The sequence below is a fragment of the Mycolicibacter sp. MU0083 genome (assembly GCF_963378075.1).
Lineage (GTDB): Bacteria > Actinomycetota > Actinomycetes > Mycobacteriales > Mycobacteriaceae > Mycobacterium > Mycobacterium kokjensenii.
Map to the genome: position 1 here is coordinate 3,145,736 of NZ_OY726394.1, position 15,814 is coordinate 3,161,549.

The 15,814-nt window shown below is 69.3% G+C and carries 15 protein-coding genes; 8 read left to right on the forward strand and 7 right to left on the reverse strand.

The features are described from left to right. Positions 1 to 98 precede the first annotated feature (98 nt). Complete coding sequence (locus tag RCP38_RS14735) at positions 99 to 530, forward strand: MmpS family transport accessory protein (RefSeq protein WP_308473675.1); 432 nt, start codon at positions 99 to 101, stop codon at positions 528 to 530. Then, positions 527 to 3,442 carry an MMPL/RND family transporter gene (locus RCP38_RS14740; RefSeq protein ID WP_308473676.1) on the forward strand — a complete coding sequence of 972 codons (2,916 nt, stop codon included), beginning with the start codon at positions 527 to 529 and terminating at the stop codon, positions 3,440 to 3,442. Before RCP38_RS14735 ends, RCP38_RS14740 begins: the two co-directional genes overlap by 4 nt. A gap of 7 nt (positions 3,443 to 3,449) precedes the next feature. Here RCP38_RS14740 and RCP38_RS14745 read toward each other — a convergent pair whose 3' ends face one another. Continuing rightward, positions 3,450 to 4,322: a universal stress protein gene (locus tag RCP38_RS14745; protein ID WP_308473677.1), complete on the reverse strand. Its 873-nt coding sequence runs from the start codon at positions 4,320 to 4,322 to the stop codon at positions 3,450 to 3,452. An 81-nt stretch (positions 4,323 to 4,403) separates the two neighbouring features. On the opposite strand from RCP38_RS14745, the gene otsB reads away from it, so the two are divergent. Then, positions 4,404 to 5,495 carry a trehalose-phosphatase gene (otsB, locus tag RCP38_RS14750; RefSeq protein ID WP_373692367.1) on the forward strand — a complete coding sequence of 364 codons (1,092 nt, stop codon included), beginning with the start codon at positions 4,404 to 4,406 and terminating at the stop codon, positions 5,493 to 5,495. 160 nt (positions 5,496 to 5,655) lie between these two features. On the opposite strand, the gene RCP38_RS14755 is transcribed toward otsB, so the two are convergent. Beyond that, positions 5,656 to 6,525 carry a MaoC/PaaZ C-terminal domain-containing protein gene (locus RCP38_RS14755; protein WP_308473679.1) on the reverse strand — a complete coding sequence of 290 codons (870 nt, stop codon included), beginning with the start codon at positions 6,523 to 6,525 and terminating at the stop codon, positions 5,656 to 5,658. Between the two features lie 89 nt (positions 6,526 to 6,614). On the opposite strand from RCP38_RS14755, the gene RCP38_RS14760 reads away from it, so the two are divergent. Genes RCP38_RS14760 through RCP38_RS14770 form a run of 3 tightly spaced genes read left to right on the forward strand, consistent with a single transcriptional unit; the run spans position 6,615 to position 10,086 of the window. After that, positions 6,615 to 7,331, forward strand: coding sequence for a histidine phosphatase family protein (locus RCP38_RS14760; protein ID WP_308473680.1), 717 nt, complete (start codon positions 6,615 to 6,617; stop codon positions 7,329 to 7,331). A gap of 21 nt (positions 7,332 to 7,352) precedes the next feature. Further along, the gene (locus RCP38_RS14765; RefSeq protein WP_308473681.1) at positions 7,353 to 8,015 is read left to right on the forward strand and encodes a TMEM175 family protein; all 663 of its coding nucleotides are present in this window, start codon (positions 7,353 to 7,355) and stop codon (positions 8,013 to 8,015) included. Positions 8,016 to 8,046: 31 nt separating this feature from the next. Further along, the gene (locus RCP38_RS14770; protein ID WP_308473682.1) at positions 8,047 to 10,086 is read left to right on the forward strand and encodes an SDR family oxidoreductase; all 2,040 of its coding nucleotides are present in this window, start codon (positions 8,047 to 8,049) and stop codon (positions 10,084 to 10,086) included. On the opposite strand, the gene RCP38_RS14775 is transcribed toward RCP38_RS14770, so the two are convergent. The 5 genes from RCP38_RS14775 to RCP38_RS14795 all read right to left on the reverse strand — a co-directional run bounded on the left by RCP38_RS14775 (position 10,046) and on the right by RCP38_RS14795 (position 14,163). Next, positions 10,046 to 11,047: an NAD(P)H-dependent flavin oxidoreductase gene (locus tag RCP38_RS14775; protein WP_308473683.1), complete on the reverse strand. Its 1,002-nt coding sequence runs from the start codon at positions 11,045 to 11,047 to the stop codon at positions 10,046 to 10,048. The genes RCP38_RS14770 and RCP38_RS14775 overlap by 41 nt on opposite strands. Positions 11,048 to 11,176: 129 nt before the next feature. Then, on the reverse strand, positions 11,177 to 11,551 hold the full coding sequence (locus RCP38_RS14780) for a PIN domain nuclease (RefSeq protein WP_308473684.1): 375 nt from the start codon (positions 11,549 to 11,551) through the stop codon (positions 11,177 to 11,179). 38 nt (positions 11,552 to 11,589) lie between these two features. Continuing rightward, complete coding sequence (locus RCP38_RS14785; protein ID WP_308473685.1) at positions 11,590 to 11,799, reverse strand: DUF2191 domain-containing protein; 210 nt, start codon at positions 11,797 to 11,799, stop codon at positions 11,590 to 11,592. 57 nt (positions 11,800 to 11,856) lie between these two features. Next, on the reverse strand, positions 11,857 to 13,455 hold the full coding sequence (locus RCP38_RS14790; RefSeq protein ID WP_308473686.1) for a DNA polymerase Y family protein: 1,599 nt from the start codon (positions 13,453 to 13,455) through the stop codon (positions 11,857 to 11,859). Between the two features lie 12 nt (positions 13,456 to 13,467). Next, entirely contained in the window at positions 13,468 to 14,163 is a 696-nt protein-coding gene (locus tag RCP38_RS14795) for a hypothetical protein (RefSeq protein WP_308473687.1), read from the reverse strand. 195 nt (positions 14,164 to 14,358) lie between these two features. Here RCP38_RS14795 and RCP38_RS14800 point away from each other — a divergent pair, with 195 nt between their 5' ends. Together RCP38_RS14800 and RCP38_RS14805 are read left to right on the forward strand one after the other, a co-directional pair. Beyond that, positions 14,359 to 15,231, forward strand: a complete 873-nt coding sequence (locus tag RCP38_RS14800; RefSeq protein WP_308473688.1) for an oxygenase MpaB family protein — start codon at positions 14,359 to 14,361, stop codon at positions 15,229 to 15,231. Beyond that, a complete protein-coding gene (locus tag RCP38_RS14805; RefSeq protein WP_308473689.1) occupies positions 15,209 to 15,811 on the forward strand; it encodes a TetR/AcrR family transcriptional regulator in 603 nt (200 codons plus the stop codon). Before RCP38_RS14800 ends, RCP38_RS14805 begins: the two co-directional genes overlap by 23 nt. Positions 15,812 to 15,814 lie beyond the last annotated feature (3 nt).

Below are 15,814 nucleotides of genomic sequence, written 5' to 3' on the forward strand. Positions count from 1 at the left end.
AACATATATTCGATCAAGGCTTCGTCGGGTGTGAAAAAGAACTTTGATGCACTAATCTGTGTCAGATTCAGGCACGATCCGAAAGGGCCACCGCTTTCATGTTCGGCGTTCTCAGACGCGCATGGCTCCCCCTGCTCATCGTTGTGGTTCTCGCGGTGGGCGTGGGTGTCGTGCACCGAGTCCGCAGCTATTTCGGCGGCGACGACAGCAGTTCCAGCGCTGCCCCGTTCGAGGACACCAAGCCCTTTCACCCCAAGATCGTGGTCTACGAGATCTTCAGTCCGGACGGCACCTACGCCGACATCAACTACCTGGACCTCGACGCCACCCCGCAACGCCTCGACGGGGCCAGCCTGCCGTGGTCGCTGACCCTGTCGACCACCAACCCGGCGGTCAGCCCCAACATCGTCGCGCAGGGTGACGGCGCCACCATCGGCTGCCGGGTCACCATCGACGGTGAGGTCAAAGACGAACGCATCGCCACCGGCCCCGTCAGCGCCCAGACCTTCTGCATTGTGAAATCCGCATGAGCAAACACACCAGCAACGACTCCGCCCCCGACGCTCCGACCGACACCCTGCCGGCCGCGCGGCGACCCGAGCGCGGCGGTATTCCCAAATGGATTCGCCGACTGGCGATCCCGATCATCCTGACCTGGGTGGCAATCACCGTTTTGGTGAACGTCATCGTGCCGCAGCTCGAAGAGGTCGGCAGACTCCGCGCGGTCTCGATGGCGCCCAAGGATGCCCCGTCGATGATCTCGATGATGCGCATCGGCAAGGTGTTCGACGAGTTCAAATCGGACAGCTCGGCGATGGTGGTCATCGAGGGCGACGAACCGCTCGGCGAGGACGCGCACGCCTACTACGACGAGCTGGTCACCAAGATGGAGGCCGACCACACCCACGTCGAGCACGTCCAGGACTTCTGGAGCGACCCGCTGACCGCGGCGGGCTCGCAGAGCCCGGACGGCAAGGCCGCCTATGTCCAGGTGTATCTGGCCGGCAACATGGGCGAGACCCTGGCCAACGAGTCGGTCGAGGCCGTCCAGAAGATCGTCGCCGACACCCCGGCGCCTGCGGGGGTGCACGCCTACGTCACCGGCGGCGCCGCCCTCAACGCCGACCAGCACATCGCCGGCGACAAGAGCCTGCAGCTCATCACCGCACTGACGTTCGTGGTGATCATCACCATGCTGCTGTCCATCTACCGGTCGATCGGCACGGTGCTGCTGGTGCTGGGCATGGTGGTGTTCTCGCTGAGCTCCGCCCGCGGCGTGGTGGCGCTGCTGGCCTACCACAACATCATCGGGCTCTCGACGTTCGCGGTGAACCTGCTGGTGACATTGGCCATCGCCGCCTCGACCGACTACGCGATCTTCCTACTCGGCCGTTACCAGGAGGCCCGAGCGATCGGGCAGGACAAGGAAACGGCCTTCTACACCATGTATCACGGCACCGCGCACGTGATCCTGGGCTCGGGGCTGACCATCGCCGGCGCCACCTTCTGCCTGCACTTCACCCGACTGCCCTACTTCCAGTCGCTGGGCATTCCGCTGGCGATCGGCATGGTAGTCCTGGTCGTGGCGGCGCTGACCTTCGGCGCCGCGGTGGTCGCGCTGGCCAGCCGCTTCGGCATGCTCGAGCCCAAGCGGGCGATGCGGATCCGGTCCTGGCGGCGGATCGGCACGATGATCGTGCGCTGGCCGGGCCCGGTGCTGGCGGCCACCACCGGGGTCTGCCTGATCGGGCTGCTCACCCTGCCGGGCTACCAGACCAACTACAACGACCGCGTGTACATGCCGGATTACGTGCCGGCCAACATCGGCTACGCCGCCGCGGACCGGCATTTCTCCCAGGCCCGGATGAACCCGGAACTGCTGATGATCGAGACCGACCACGACCTGCGCAACCCGGCCGACTTCCTGGTCATCAACCGGATCGCCAAGCGGGTGTTCGAGGTGCCGGGCATCGCCCGGGTCCAGGCCATCACCCGCCCGCAGGGCACCCCGATCGAGCACACCACGATCCCGTTCGCGATCAGCATGCAGGGCACCACCCAGCAGCTGAACATGAAGTACCAGCTCGACAGCATGCGCAACATGCTCAAGATGGGCGACGACATGCTGGTCTCGATCGAGAGCATGAAGCAGATGCTCGACGTGACCCGCGAGATGTCGGCGACCACCCACAGCATGGCCACCAAGATGCACATCATGCTCGACGACATCCAGAAACTGCGCGACGAGATGGCCGACTTCGACGACATGTGGCGTCCGATGCGCAGCTACTTCTACTGGGAGCCGCACTGCTTCGACATCCCGATCTGTTGGTCGATCCGGTCGATCTTCGACATGATGGACGGCATCGACGCGATGACCGAGGACTTCGAAAAGGTCCTGCCCGACATCGACAACCTCGACCGGCTGATGCCGCGGATGCTCGAGATCATGCCGCCGATGATCGAGACGATGTCGAACATGCGCACCACCCAGCTGAAGATGCAGTCCACCATGGAGGGCCTGCAGCTGCAGATGGAGAAGATGATGGAGGGCCAGAACGCCATGGGCAAGGCGTTCGACGAGTCCAAGAACGACGACTCGTTCTACCTTCCGCCGGAGGCGTTCGACAACCCCGACTTCAAGCGCGGCATGAAGATGTTCCTGTCGCCCGACGGGCACGCGGTGCGGTTCATCATCAGCCACGAGGGCGACCCGATGTCGCCGGAGGGCGTCAGCCACGTCGCACCGATCAAGCACGCCGTGCACGAGGCGCTCAAAGGCACCCCGTTGGAGGGCTCCAAGGTCTATCTCGGCGGCACCGCGGCCATGTTCAAGGACATGAAGGACGGGTCGGCCTACGACCTGATCATCGCCGGCGTCGCCTCGCTCTGCCTGATCTTCATCATCATGCTGCTGATCACCCGGGCGGTGGTGGCTTCGGCGGTGATCGTCGGCACGGTGCTGCTCTCGCTGGGCACATCCTTCGGTCTCTCGGTGCTGATCTGGCAGCACATCGTCGGGCTGGATCTGCACTGGATGGTGCTGGCGATGAGCGTGATCATCCTGCTGGCGGTGGGCTCGGACTACAACCTGCTGCTGGTCTCCCGGATGAAGGAAGAGCTGCACGGCGGACTCAAGACCGGCATCATCCGCGCGATGGGCGGCAGCGGCTCGGTGGTCACCTCGGCGGGTCTGGTGTTCGCGTTCACCATGATGTCGATGCTGGTCTCCGACCTGAAGGTGATCGGCCAGGTGGGTTCCACCATCGGGCTCGGCCTGCTGATCGACACCCTGGTGATCCGCTCGTTCATGACGCCGTCGATCGCCGCGCTGCTGGGCCGCTGGTTCTGGTGGCCGCAGCGGGTGCTGCCCCGGCCGTCACCGGCCGCGCAGCAGGCCGTCGCGGCACGCCGGGAGGCCGACGCGCTGACCGTCGGCTGAGGCTGGGTCAGGTCGGCCGGACGACGATCACCGGCGCATGCGCCGCCTGCACCACCGCCTGGCTGACCGAACCCAACAGCATGCCGGTGAAGCCGCCGCGGCCGTGGCTGCCCACCACCACCAGCTGGGCTTGGCGGGACTGCTCGATGAGTTGATCGGCCGGCCGGTCGCCCACCACCACCCGGCGCACCGTGACGTCCGGGTAACGCTCCCGCCAGCCGGCCAGCCGCTCGGCCAGCACCAGTTCGCCGTCGGATTCCATCGCGGCGGTGTCGATGCCGGGAAAGTCCAGCAGGCCGGTGTCGTGCCAGGCGTACACCGCGACCAGTTCCGCCCCGCGCAGCGACGCCTCTTCGAAGGCCAGCCCGGTGGCGGCCTCCGACACCGCGGAGCCGTCGATGCCGACCACCACCGGCGCCGGGCCGGGACTCGGGTGCTCTTCCGGCTGGCCTTCGTGCACGACCGCGACCGGGCAGTGCGCGTGCCGCACCAGTGACGAGCTGACCGAACCGAGCAGCCGGCGGCGCAGCAGTCCGTGCCCGCGGGATCCGACCACCAGGCGGGCGGACCCGCGGCTGAGGTCCACCAGCATCGGCACCGTGGAACCCACCACGATCTCGGCGACGACCCGCGGCGCCCCGGCCGCCTCGGCGACCTTGACGGCGTCGCGCAGGTGGTGCTCGCCCTGCTCGCGTTGCCACTCGGTGTATCCGGGCGGCATCGGGGTCTCGGGGAAGGTCATCACCACCGGCGAGGCCAGCACGTGGACCAGGGTGAGCGGAAGGTTGTGCAAAGCGGCGGCGTGTGCCGCCCAGTCGACCGCCGCGACCGACGACGGCGAGCCGTCGACACCGACCAGGATTCCGGAAGCAGACGACATCGGGTTCTCCTTGCGCTGTTGGTCCGTACCCCTACCACGCTAATCCGAGTCGGGCTGTGGCACCGTGGTGGGATGGTGGGCATGTCGGTCCTGATCGACCCTCGTCGCCACGACGCGGTGCTGCTGTGCCTCGGCGGGGACGCCGACACGGGGGATCTGCCCCAGCGGTTGCGGCAGGCCGGTGTGCGGGTGGGCACGGTGGGTTCGGGCGCCGAGTTGGTGGCGGCCGCCGCCGGGCTGAGCGTGCGGCCGGGCCGTTGCGTGGTCCTGGCCGACACCGAATCGGGTGTAACCGCTGCGCGCAGTGCCGGATTCGCGCTGGTGATCGGCGTGGGACGCGACGGCGGCGACGCGCGGGTGGACTCCCCCGGCACCGTGCGGGTGCGCACCGGCGACCGGCCGATGTCGGTCCTGCCCGACGCCATGACGGCATCCGGGTTGCGCCACCTGGACCGTCCGGCGGTGTTCTTCGACTTCGACGGAACCCTTTCGGAGATCGTCGACGATCCCGACGCGGCCCGGCCGGTCGCCGGGGCGGTGGCGGCGCTGGCCGCGTTGGCCGCCCGATGCCCGGTCGCGGTGCTGTCCGGCCGTGACCTGGCCGACGTGCGGGCCCGGGTGGGTCTGGACGGGATCTGGTATGCGGGCAGTCACGGCTTCGAGCTGACCGGCCCGGACGGCACCCACCACCAGAACGACACCGCCGCCGGCGCGGTGCCGGTGCTGGCCGCTGCGGCGGTCGCGCTGCGCGAACGGCTCGGCGCGCTTCCGGGGATCATGGTGGAGCACAAACGGTTCGCGGTTGCGGTGCACTACCGCAATGCCGCGCGGGACCGGGTGAGTGAAGTGCTGGCGGCGGTGCGCGACGCCGGACGGCGCGACGGCCTGCGGGTGACCACCGGGCGCGAGGTGATCGAGTTGCGGCCCGAGCTCGACTGGGACAAGGGACGCACGCTGCGCTGGCTGCTGGATCGGATGCCCGGGGTCGCCACGCCGGTGTTCCTCGGCGACGACATCACCGACGAGGATGCGTTCGACGCGGTGGCCGAATCCGGCGGTGCCGGAATTCTGGTGCGGCACAACGACGACGGTGACCGCGCCACCGCCGCGCGTTATGCGCTGGACAGCCCGGCGCAGGCGGTGGAGTTCACCGCCCGCCTCGCCGCGCAGTAAGCCCCGACCCCGCCCCTCTCCCCGCCCTCTCCCCCGCCAGCTGGGGGTCCCCCCCGCTTGCGGGGGAGCGTGTTTGCACACGACACGCCGCGGTTTTGCGTACAACTACGCACCTTCACGGGAAGTGACGGGGCGATGCGGGCACCCGATTCGGCGAACCTCAGTCCCGGTACTCGGCCACCCCGTCGTCGAGCACCACCCGGCAGTTGGTGCCGTCGGGACCGGCGGCCTCGGTGCGGAACACCGCTTTGCCCGGCTCGGTCCGCCAGATCGAGGTGGTCAGCGTCTCCCCCGGGAACACCGGGTCGGTGAACCGCGCCGAGATGGCGTGGACCCGGTCGGCGTCACCGCCGCCGAGTTCGGCGACCAGGGCGCGACCGGCGAAGCCGTAGGTGCACAACCCGTGCAGGATCGGCTTGGGGAAGCCCGCCAGCGTGGTGGCGAACCAGGGGTCGCTGTGCAACGGGTTGCGGTCGCCGGAGAGCCGATAGAGCAACGCCTGGTCTTCCCGGGTCACGTAGGTGGTGCGCGAATCCGGTTCGGTGTCGGGGATCTGCGGCGCGATCGCCCGCTGCCCGGGCTCCCCACCGAAACCACCGGCCTTGCGGATGACCACGGTGACCAGGGTCTCGACCAGCAACTCGGAGGTCTTGGGGTCGGTGCCGCGGGCCCGCAGCATCACGATGGCGTTCTTGCCCTCCCCCTTGTCCTGGATATCGGCGACCTCGGCGACCACCTGCAGGCTTCCGGCGGCGGGCAGCGGCGCGAACAGTCGCACCTCCTGGGAGCCGTGCAGCAGCAACGCCGGGTTGAAGGTGCCGATCTTGCCGGCGGCCGCGAAACCCAGGCAGCAGATGACGGCATAGGTGGGCAGCACCTGTTGCGGGGTGTCGTGGCTGTTCTCGGTGGTAAACGCCAGATCGGAGGTCCCCGCGCCGACACCGAGCGCGTAGAGCATGGTGTCGCGCTCGGTCCATTCGACCAGCATGGGATCGGCGGTTGCTCCGATGGCCGTCGGGTCCAGTGCCACGGATTCTCCTTCACCTGGAATGAATAGGACTGCGATCATTTCAGCAGAACCGGCCCCGTCGACGCTATCGGCACGGCAGGCTGTGGGGCATGGGCAAGCGCACCTGGAACCGCACCGGAACCGTGTTCGCAATGCTGGCGGTGATGCTGGCCGCGGCCTTGGCGTTGAGCGGTTGTTCGGAGACACCGCGCACGCGCACCATCACGCTGACACTGGTCCGGCACGCCGAGTCGCAGAGCAACGCCGCCGGCATCCTCGATACGTCGGTGCCGGGTCCGGACCTGAGCGACAAGGGCCGCACCCAGGCGCAGGAGATCGCAAAGCTGCTCTCGCACAACCACTACGACGGCGTCTACGCCTCCTCGATGGCCCGCAGCCAGCAGACCGCCGCCCCGTTGGCGCGCGAACTCGGCCGCCAAGTCCAGGTTCTGCCCGGCCTGCGGGAGATCGGCGCCGGCTGGTTCGCGGGCAAGCCCGGGTCGATCGCCGACTCGGCGTATCTGCTGGCCCCGCTGGCCTGGATTCACGGTGACCGGACCGCGGCCATCCCCGGCTCGATCGACGGCAACCGGTTCAACGACGAGTTCGGCGCCGCCGTCCAGCACATCTACGACACCGGCGACGCCAACCCGGTGGCGTTCGCACACGGGGCGTCGATCATGACGTGGACGCTGATGAACGTCAAGAATCCCCGCGACGAGTTGCTGTTCGACCACCCGCTGCCCAACATCGGCAAGGTGGTGATCACCGGCAGCCCGACCACCGGCTGGAAACTGGTGGACTGGGATGGAATTCGCGCGTTCTGATCTTCGGTCGCCCGAGCGCCGATGAGCACACCCGATGGGCCCGATGCGCACGGTGGCCTGAGCGACACGGGACGGGTGGAGGCGTTCAGCGACGGGGTGTTCGCGATCGCGGTGACACTGCTGGTGCTCGACCTCAAAGCACCCGAGCACGCCCCCGGCCAGCTGCTGGACGGGCTGCTGCGGCAGTGGCCGGCCTATCTCGGCTACCTCGCGTCGTTCGGCTACGTCGCGGTGATCTGGCTCAACCACCACCAGGCTTTCACCGCGATCAGACGGGTCGACCGGGGCGTGCACCTGGCCAACCTGGCTCTGCTGTTCACCACGGCGCTGGTCCCGTTTCCGACCGCGGTGCTCTCCCACGCGTTCATCGACGGCGCCGACACCCCCGACGCCCGTACCGCGGTGGCCCTGTACGCCGGCGTCCTGTCCGCCATGTGCGCGAGTTGGCTGCTGCTGTTCAACCGGGTCGCGCGGTGTCCCGAGCGGTTGGCCGCCGACGGAGCCGATCCGGGCATGTTCGCCGCGCAACGCTTCCGGTCGATGGCGGGGCTGATCGCCTACCTGTCCGCCGGGGCGATCGGGGTGATGTTCTCGCCGCTGCTGGCGCTGGCGGTGTTCGTGGTGATGCCGGCGTTCTACGCGCTCAACATCCCCGGGATGGCCCGGCTCGCTGACCACGGTTGACGTGGCCGCCGGGAGGGGCCACCATGGCCGCATGCGTTATGTCGTTACCGGCGGTACCGGGTTTATTGGGCGGCGGGCGGTGTCGCGGTTGCTGACGACCGAACCGGAGGCGCAGGTGTGGCTGCTGGTGCGGCGCGCCTCACTGGGCCGCTTCGAGGCGCTGGCGGCGCAAGACGGCCAGGGATGGGGAGATCGGGTAACCCCGCTGGTGGGCGACCTGACCGCGGAGAATCTCGGGCTGAGCGACACCGCGATCGCCGAACTCGGCGACATCGACCACGTGCTGCATTGCGCGGCCATCTACGACATCACCGCCGGTGCGGCCGAGCAGCAGGCGGCCAACGTCGAGGGCACCCGTGCGGTGATCGGACTGGCCAAGCGACTCGACGCCACGCTGTCACATCTCTCCTCGATCGCGGTGGCCGGTGACTACGCCGGCGAGTTCACCGAAGACGACTTCGACATCGGCCAGCAGTTACCGACCCCGTATCACCAGACCAAGTTCGAAGCCGAAGCGCTGGTGCGCTCGGCGCCGGGACTGCGGTACCGGGTGTTCCGTCCGGCGGTGGTGGTGGGCGATTCCCGCACCGGCGAGATGGACAAGATCGACGGGCCCTACTACTTCTTTCCGCTGCTGGCCAGGCTGGCGGCACTGCCCCGGCTCACCCCGATGGCGGTGCCCGACACCGGTCGCACCAATGTGGTTCCGGTCGACTACGTCGTCGACGCACTGCTCGAACTGATGCACGCCGACGGCTACGACGGGCGCACCTTCCATCTGACCGCGCCGAAGTCGATCGGGCTGCCCGACATCTACCGGGCCGTCGCGACCGAGGCCGGACTGCCGCCGCTGCGCGCCACCCTGCCCGGCGCGGTGGCCGCCCCGGTGCTCAACGTCGGTGGCCGGGCCCGGGTGTGGCGCAACATGATCGCCACCCAGCTGGGTCTGCCCGCCGAGGTGCTCGATCTGGTGAATCTGCGGCCGACCTTCGTCGCCGACGCCACCCGTGCCGCGCTGGCACGGGCGGGTGCGACCGCCGTCGAGTCGCCCGACTTCGCCGACTACGCCCCGCGGCTGTGGCGGTACTGGGCGGCTCACCTGGACCCCGACCGTGCCCGCCGCGACGATCCGGCCGGGCCGCTGGTCGGGCGGCACGTGGTGATCACCGGGGCGTCCAGCGGAATCGGGCGGGCCTCGGCGATAGCGGTGGCCGAGCGCGGCGGTGTGGTCTTCGCGCTGGCCCGCAGCGGATCTGCACTCGACGATCTGGTGGCCGAGATCCGGGCCGCCGGCGGGCAGGCGCACGCATTCACCTGTGACATCACCGATTCGGCGTCGGTGGAGCACACCGTCAAGGACATCCTGGGGCGGTTCGGGCACGTCGACTACCTGGTGAACAACGCCGGCCGGTCGATCCGTCGCTCGGTGGTCAACGCCAGCGACCGACTGCACGACTACGAACGCACGATGGCGGTCAACTACTTCGGCGCGGTGCGGATGGTGCTGGCGTTGCTGCCGCACTGGCGGGAACGCCGATTCGGTCACGTCGTCAACGTCTCCAGCGAAGGGGTGCTGGCACACAGTCCCAAATACAGCGCGTACGTGCCCACCAAGGCTGCGTTGGACGCGTTCGCCGATGTGGTGTCGACCGAGACGCTGTCGGATCACATCACTTTCACCACCATCCACATGCCGCTGGTGGCCACGCCGATGATCGCGCCGACCGGCAACCTGGTCCCGATGGGAGCGATCAGCGCCGAGCACGCGGCGGCCATGGTGATCCGCGGTCTGGTCGAGAAGCCGGATCGGATCGACACCCCGCTGGGCACGCTGGCCGAGGTCGGCAATTACGTCGCACCGGGGCTGGCCCGCCGGATGCTGCACCAGCTTTATCTGGGCTACCCGGACTCACCGGCCGCTCGCGGTGTGGCGTCGACTGAAGACGCCACACCCGTTGCGGCCCAGCCGACTCCCCGCCATCCGAAGCGGCCGTCGCGGGCGATCCCGCAGGTACGGGTGCCGCGGGCGATCAAGCGGGCGGTGCGGTTGGTGCCGGGCGTGCACTGGTGACGGCCCGGCGCAGGATGCGCTCGGCATCCGCGGCCATGTCCTCGACGATGTCGGCGGCCGAGCGAACCATGCCGATCTGACCGACCCCCTCCCCGACCAGGACGGCGGCGGTATCGAAATCTTCGTCCGCAACGGCCCGCTGGTAGTCGGCTACCGCCTCGCCGAGTGCCCCCCGCAGCTCGGTTTCCCTCCCGTGCCAGGTGTCGCCGAAGGAATTGCGCAGCGCACGAGCGGTGTACTCCGCCGGCCAATCGAGTCCCCGGACGATGTCATAGACACCGGTCCGGTAGGTGTCGTCACCGCCGGCGTCCAACGCCCGCCGCTGTGCCCGCGGTGACACCAGTGCTTCCCGAGACGCCCAGAGCCGAGTGCCCACCAGCACTCCGTCGGCCCCCAGCATCAGGGCCGCCGCCAGCCCTCGCCCGTCGACGACTCCACCGGCGGCCACCACCAATGTTTCCGGGGCATGTGCGGCGACCAGATCGGCGACCTCGGGCAGCAGGGTGAAAGTGGAACGGGCACTCATCCCGTGCCCACCCGCCTCACCGCCCTGCGCCACCAGGACGTCGACGCCGGCCTGCAGTGCCCGACGCGCCTGAGCCACCGTTTGAATCTGCCCGATGAGCGGTACCCCGGCACCCCGGATCCGGTCGGCGAACGGATGCAGATCCCCGAAGGACAGCATGACCGCCGCGGGCCGGTGCGCCAGCGCCAGATCGAGGGCTTCCGACCCCGAGGTCAACCGCCAGGTGATGAACCCGTAGCCGACGCGAGCTCCGGTGGCTTCGGTGATCTGGGTGCGTAGCCACGACGGATCGCCGTAGCCGCCGCCGATGAGCCCCAGCCCGCCGGCCCCGGTCACCGCTGCCGCCAGGCGCCCGCCGGAGGCCAGCGCCATCGGCGCCGACAGGATCGGGTGTTCGATGCCGAAATATTCGGTAAGGCGCGTGGTGAGCGTCATCGTTTCCTCCCGGCCAGTGCAGATGCGAGCGTATGCCCGCGGTCCCCTCCCGATCATCCGCCGGCAGGACCGCCCGCAGTGTCACCATCCGGCGGGGGCGTGTTCGGCCGCAAGCCCGAGAACTCTTCCTCAGTCAACGGTTCCCGGTGGCGCCACCCATTCCGTGGGCTGACCGGTGATGGTCGCTATCCGATCGAAGTCTCGGTCATAGTGCAGCACCACGAGCCGGGCACGTTCGGCAGCCGCGGCGATGAGCAGATCGCCGAGTTTCACCGCGCGGTGTAGACCTTCGGCAGCGAGCGCACCTTGCACCTCGAATGCGCGGTCCATCACGTCCTGATCGACCGTCGCCTGGGGCCAGGGCGATCGAGCGTGCCGGGTGCGTTTCCAGTCCGCCCCGTTGCGGGCGCTGACCCCGGCTTCGAGGTCGGTGATGGTGCAGCGGGCCACCAGCCCGGCCTCCATCAGCGGGATGAGTCGCTGCGCGACGGCCGGCTTGGTCACCCGGGCTACGGCGGAGGTGTCGCCGAGAAAATAGGCGCTTAAGCCCACGCAGACCTGCGCTGCTCATCGGCGGCCAGCTCAGCACTGCCCGCCACCGCCTCAGGTTGCAGCAGGGCCTCACGGCGCTGGGCGAGCGCCAACACCTCGGCCAGGGCCTCGTTCACCGTCGCCTTCACCGTCGACGTGCCGAGTAACAGCCGCACCTGCTCAAGCCGGTCGTCATCGACATCGATCAACCGCTTCGTCATCCGTCGAGTATATCCAATAGGGCATGAATGGATATCCATTGTGGCCTCTGCGCCGGGTCACTCATAGCTGCCCTCCAGGTACCACCGCCGCAGCCGGTAGCACAGCAGCAGCGCCCGCCCGGGCGCCCCGTTCTCAGGTGAGTCCTCCAGCAGCGCCTGCACCCGTGCGGTGCGCCCCGATCCGGGCCCCTCGCGCTGCGGATCCCACCACCGTTCGTCGACCGGCCAGGGTCCGGCCCACCAGCGCAGCCGATCTTCCCGGCCCGGAGCGACCAGCCACGCCGGGTCGGCGGTGAACAGTCCCCGGCCGGTTACCCGGATCGGATTGCGTTCGGCGTCAAGAAGTTCCACCGGATCGTCGAGCAGCACCGCCGGCGACGGCTCGGGCAGCCGGCCGGGCCACGGTTGGCGCGGGTCGGCCATCGGTACCGGCTCGTCACCCAACGGGGTCAAGGTGACGCGTTCCGCGGGACCGCGGCCGCCGGAGAGCACCGGTACCCGCACCGCTTCGGGGCCGAGCAGACCCTGCACCCGTACCAGGGCACGGCGGGCCCGCAGTCGATCCTCCTCGCCGAGGCCGCCCCACAACGGCAGTTGCAGCGCCTCGGTCGCCGAGAGCAGCTCCACCGGAGCCAACCGCAGCAGCGTCACCGGGCCGGTGGGACGCTCGGAGGAGATGCGACTGTTCAACCAGCCGTCCAGTTGCCAGCGCACCCGATCGGCGGTGGCGTCCTCGGTCAACGGCTCGGCGCACCGCCACACCCGGGTCAGCTCTTGCCCGGTGGCGGTGACGGCATGGATGGCCAGCCGGGTGCAGCCGACGCCGGCGGCCATCAGCGTCCGGTGCAGCACGGCGGCCAGCGACCGGCCGGCGAACGCCGCGGCGTCCACCCGGTCGATCGGCGGGTCGCAGTGCAGTACCGCGTCGAGGTCCGGGGTGGGCTCCCGCCCGGACGGCCCCCGTTCCGGCTCGGCACGGGCGAACCGGTGCACGGTGAGCGCGTCGGGGCCGAACCGCGAGGTGACGTCCGGGCGGGGCAGCGCGGCGAACTGTCCGATGGTCCGGATCCCCAGGCGCCACAACAGATCGACCAGTCCGTCACGCCCCGGACCGGACAGGCTGGGCTCGGCGGCCAGCTGCCGGATCGACAGCGCCGATAGGAACCTGGCGTCCGTGCCGGGCGGCACCACGGCGCCGGCCCGGGCGGCGAGCACCGCGGTGGAGAGCCCGTCGGCGATCCCGACCTGACATTCGGCATTCGCCACCGCGGCCACCGCGTCGATGAGCCGTTCGGCAGCGACCTGTTCGGACCCGAACGCGCGCACCGCACCGCGCACCGAAACCACCAGCAGTCCGGGCCGCAGCACCTCGGCGGCCGGGATCAGGTCATCCACCGCGGCCAGGACCGGCTCGAACAATCGGGCGTCGCGGTCGGTGTCGGCGGCCACCACGTGCAGCACCGGACAGCGGGCGGCGGCTTCCCGCCGCCGTAGCCCGCGCCGTACCCCGGCCGCGCGGGCCCCCGCCGAACAGGCGACCACCCGGTTGGCCAGGGTGACCGCGACCGGTGCGGTGGCCGGCAGTCCCGCCGCGGCAGCCGCGGCGACCGCGGGCCAGTCCATGCACCACAGCGCCAGCACTCGAGAGTCAGCCATGACCGGACTCCGCTACCCGGCCCTGGTCCGACCGGCGGCGCGCCCGGCGGCCCGTACCTCCAGCCGCACCGCCCCGATCCGCCCGAACCCGGGAACCGCCGCGCAACCCGCGCCGCTCGCCACCTCGTAACCGCTGACCCGGGCATCGAGTCGCAGCGCCGACCCCTGCCAGTCCCCGCCGGAGAGCAGCAGGGCGCATCCCCGCTGCCGGGCCCGGGCCAGCACGACCCGGGTGCGCGCCGGCGACACCCGGCGGCCGCCGAGCCCGAGCACCACCAGATCCATGCCGTCCATCAGCACCGTGGCCACCTCCACCGGATCGTTGCCGGGGTCGGGGATCACCGCGAGCCGGCTCAGGTCGGCACCCATCTCCACCGCGGCCAGCAGTCCGACGTCCGGCTGGCCGACGATGGCCGCGTTACCGCCGGCCGCCGTCACCGCGGCCACCATGCCCAACATCAGCGACCGGGCCCCGGAGAGCACCGCCACCGTGCCCCGCGGCAGTCCGGCGGGCAGCACCCCGGCCAGCAACGACGGAACCGGCAACACCGTTTCCGCGGTCGGGATGACCGGCCCCGCACCGGGCCCCTGCCGGCCGGCACCCACTTTCCCGGCCACCACGGCCATCTGCTGCCGCAGCTGTTCCAGCTGCTCAGCGCGCTCTTCGGGGAGGATTCGGCGTCGCCCCAGGCCCACTACCGCCGTCATGACCGCCTCCGCAAAGAACTCGAATATGATCGAAAATATGTTCGATTGACCCGAGTGAACACTCCCCCACCGACAAACGTCAAGCCGGCCTTCCCGCCGGCGCACCACCGGTCCCGCGAGCCACATTCGCACCACATCGACGAGGCCTCGCCGGGCCTTTTAGTACAAAGTTCAAAATATGTAACACTGTTCCGCATGACCCGATCCGTGGAGACCGACGAGACCGACGAGACCGTCGAGACCGTCGACGCCCTGCCGCTGGGACCGGAGTCCCTGGTGTGGCGCTACTTCGGCGACAACCGGATGTATCTGATCGGCCCGCGGCCCGCGGTGCTGCAGAACATGCTCGCCGAACTCGGCCAGGGCGTACTGGACCACTCGGTGTTCTTCAGCGACACCGCCGCCCGCATCAAGCGTTCGCTGCCGCCGATCTTCATGACCGTCTACGGCGCCGAATCCGACAACCCCGGCCAGCAGGTGCGCGACTTCCACCGCGACATCAAGGGGCAGATGCCGGACGGAAACCGCTATCACGCCCTGGACCCCGAGACCTACTTCTGGGCGCACGCGACCTTCGTCGACCAGGTGCTGTATTTCGCCGACACCTTCGTCAAACGACTGACCCGCGCCGAAAAAGAGCAGATCTACCTCGAATCGAAGACCTGGTACCGCCGCTACGGCGTCAGCGACCGGGTGATGCCGGCCGACTATGCCGAATTCGAGCGGTACTGGAACCACATGCTGGACAAGATCATCGTCGACCACCCCACCGCCCGGTACGGCGTCGGCTACGTCACCAAGGGCTTCCCCTGCCCCAAAGGGGTGTCACCGGCACTGTGGCGGGTGATCGCAAAAATCTTCAACCCGCTCGCGGCGTTTCTGACCACCGGCGGCATGCCGCCGAGCACCCGCGCCCAACTGGGCCTGCCGTGGAGCGACCGGCAGGAGCGCCGCTATCAGCGGCTCGCCGCGGTCTGCCGGTCGCGGCCGGTCAACTGGGTGTGGGACCATCTGCCGATGCGACTGCGCTACAACGAGTTCGCCTATGCCGGCTACACCCGGGACTGACCCGGCGACCACCGCCATCCTCGATGCCGCGGTCGCCGAGTTCGAGCAGCACGGCATCCGGCGAGTCGCACTCGATGACGTCGCCCGCCGCGCCGGGGTCAGCCGCACCACCATCTACCGCCGGTTCGCCGGTCGCGACGAGCTGGTCGCCGCGGTCATCGACCGGGAGAACGCCGCGCTCTACGCCGATATCGCCGCCGAGCTGAAAGAGTCTCCACCTCAAGCGAATTACTATGTCGAGTCGTTCACCTCGGCGATCATGCAGTTCCGTCGGCACCGGGTGCTGAACCGGATGATCACCGACGAACCGGCATTGGTGCTGGAACTCTCCCGACAGCACTACAGCGCGATCGTGGACCGGATGTGCGATGCGCTGCGGGTGATCTTCCCGGCCGGATTCGCCGACCGCCTCGGCCCGCAGGTGCTCACCGAACTGGCCGACACCATCCTGCGCTACGCGGCGATGGTGCTGCTGTTGCCGGCCCGTGAACCGCTGGTCTCAGCCGAGGACGTCCGCCGCTTCGCGACCGCGCATTTCCTGCCCAGTCTTCCTGCGGCACTACGTGAAACGCCGGTGTAGCTC

Excerpts from the sequence above, each read along its gene's own strand:
- RCP38_RS14735 (WP_308473675.1), top strand. The coding sequence starts at position 99 with ATGTTCGGCGTTCTCAGACGCGCATGGCTCCCCCTGCTCATCGTTGTG.
- RCP38_RS14740 (WP_308473676.1), top strand. The coding sequence starts at position 527 with ATGAGCAAACACACCAGCAACGACTCCGCCCCCGACGCTCCGACCGAC.
- RCP38_RS14745 (WP_308473677.1), bottom strand. The coding sequence starts at position 4,322 with ATGTCGTCTGCTTCCGGAATCCTGGTCGGTGTCGACGGCTCGCCGTCG.
- otsB (WP_373692367.1), top strand. The coding sequence starts at position 4,404 with ATGTCGGTCCTGATCGACCCTCGTCGCCACGACGCGGTGCTGCTGTGC.
- RCP38_RS14760 (WP_308473680.1), top strand. The coding sequence starts at position 6,615 with ATGGGCAAGCGCACCTGGAACCGCACCGGAACCGTGTTCGCAATGCTG.
- RCP38_RS14765 (WP_308473681.1), top strand. The coding sequence starts at position 7,353 with ATGAGCACACCCGATGGGCCCGATGCGCACGGTGGCCTGAGCGACACG.
- RCP38_RS14770 (WP_308473682.1), top strand. The coding sequence starts at position 8,047 with ATGCGTTATGTCGTTACCGGCGGTACCGGGTTTATTGGGCGGCGGGCG.
- RCP38_RS14775 (WP_308473683.1), bottom strand. The coding sequence starts at position 11,047 with ATGACGCTCACCACGCGCCTTACCGAATATTTCGGCATCGAACACCCG.
- RCP38_RS14785 (WP_308473685.1), bottom strand. The coding sequence starts at position 11,799 with ATGACGAAGCGGTTGATCGATGTCGATGACGACCGGCTTGAGCAGGTG.
- RCP38_RS14790 (WP_308473686.1), bottom strand. The coding sequence starts at position 13,455 with ATGGCTGACTCTCGAGTGCTGGCGCTGTGGTGCATGGACTGGCCCGCG.
- RCP38_RS14795 (WP_308473687.1), bottom strand. The coding sequence starts at position 14,163 with ATGACGGCGGTAGTGGGCCTGGGGCGACGCCGAATCCTCCCCGAAGAG.
- RCP38_RS14800 (WP_308473688.1), top strand. The coding sequence starts at position 14,359 with ATGACCCGATCCGTGGAGACCGACGAGACCGACGAGACCGTCGAGACC.
- RCP38_RS14805 (WP_308473689.1), top strand. The coding sequence starts at position 15,209 with ATGCCGGCTACACCCGGGACTGACCCGGCGACCACCGCCATCCTCGAT.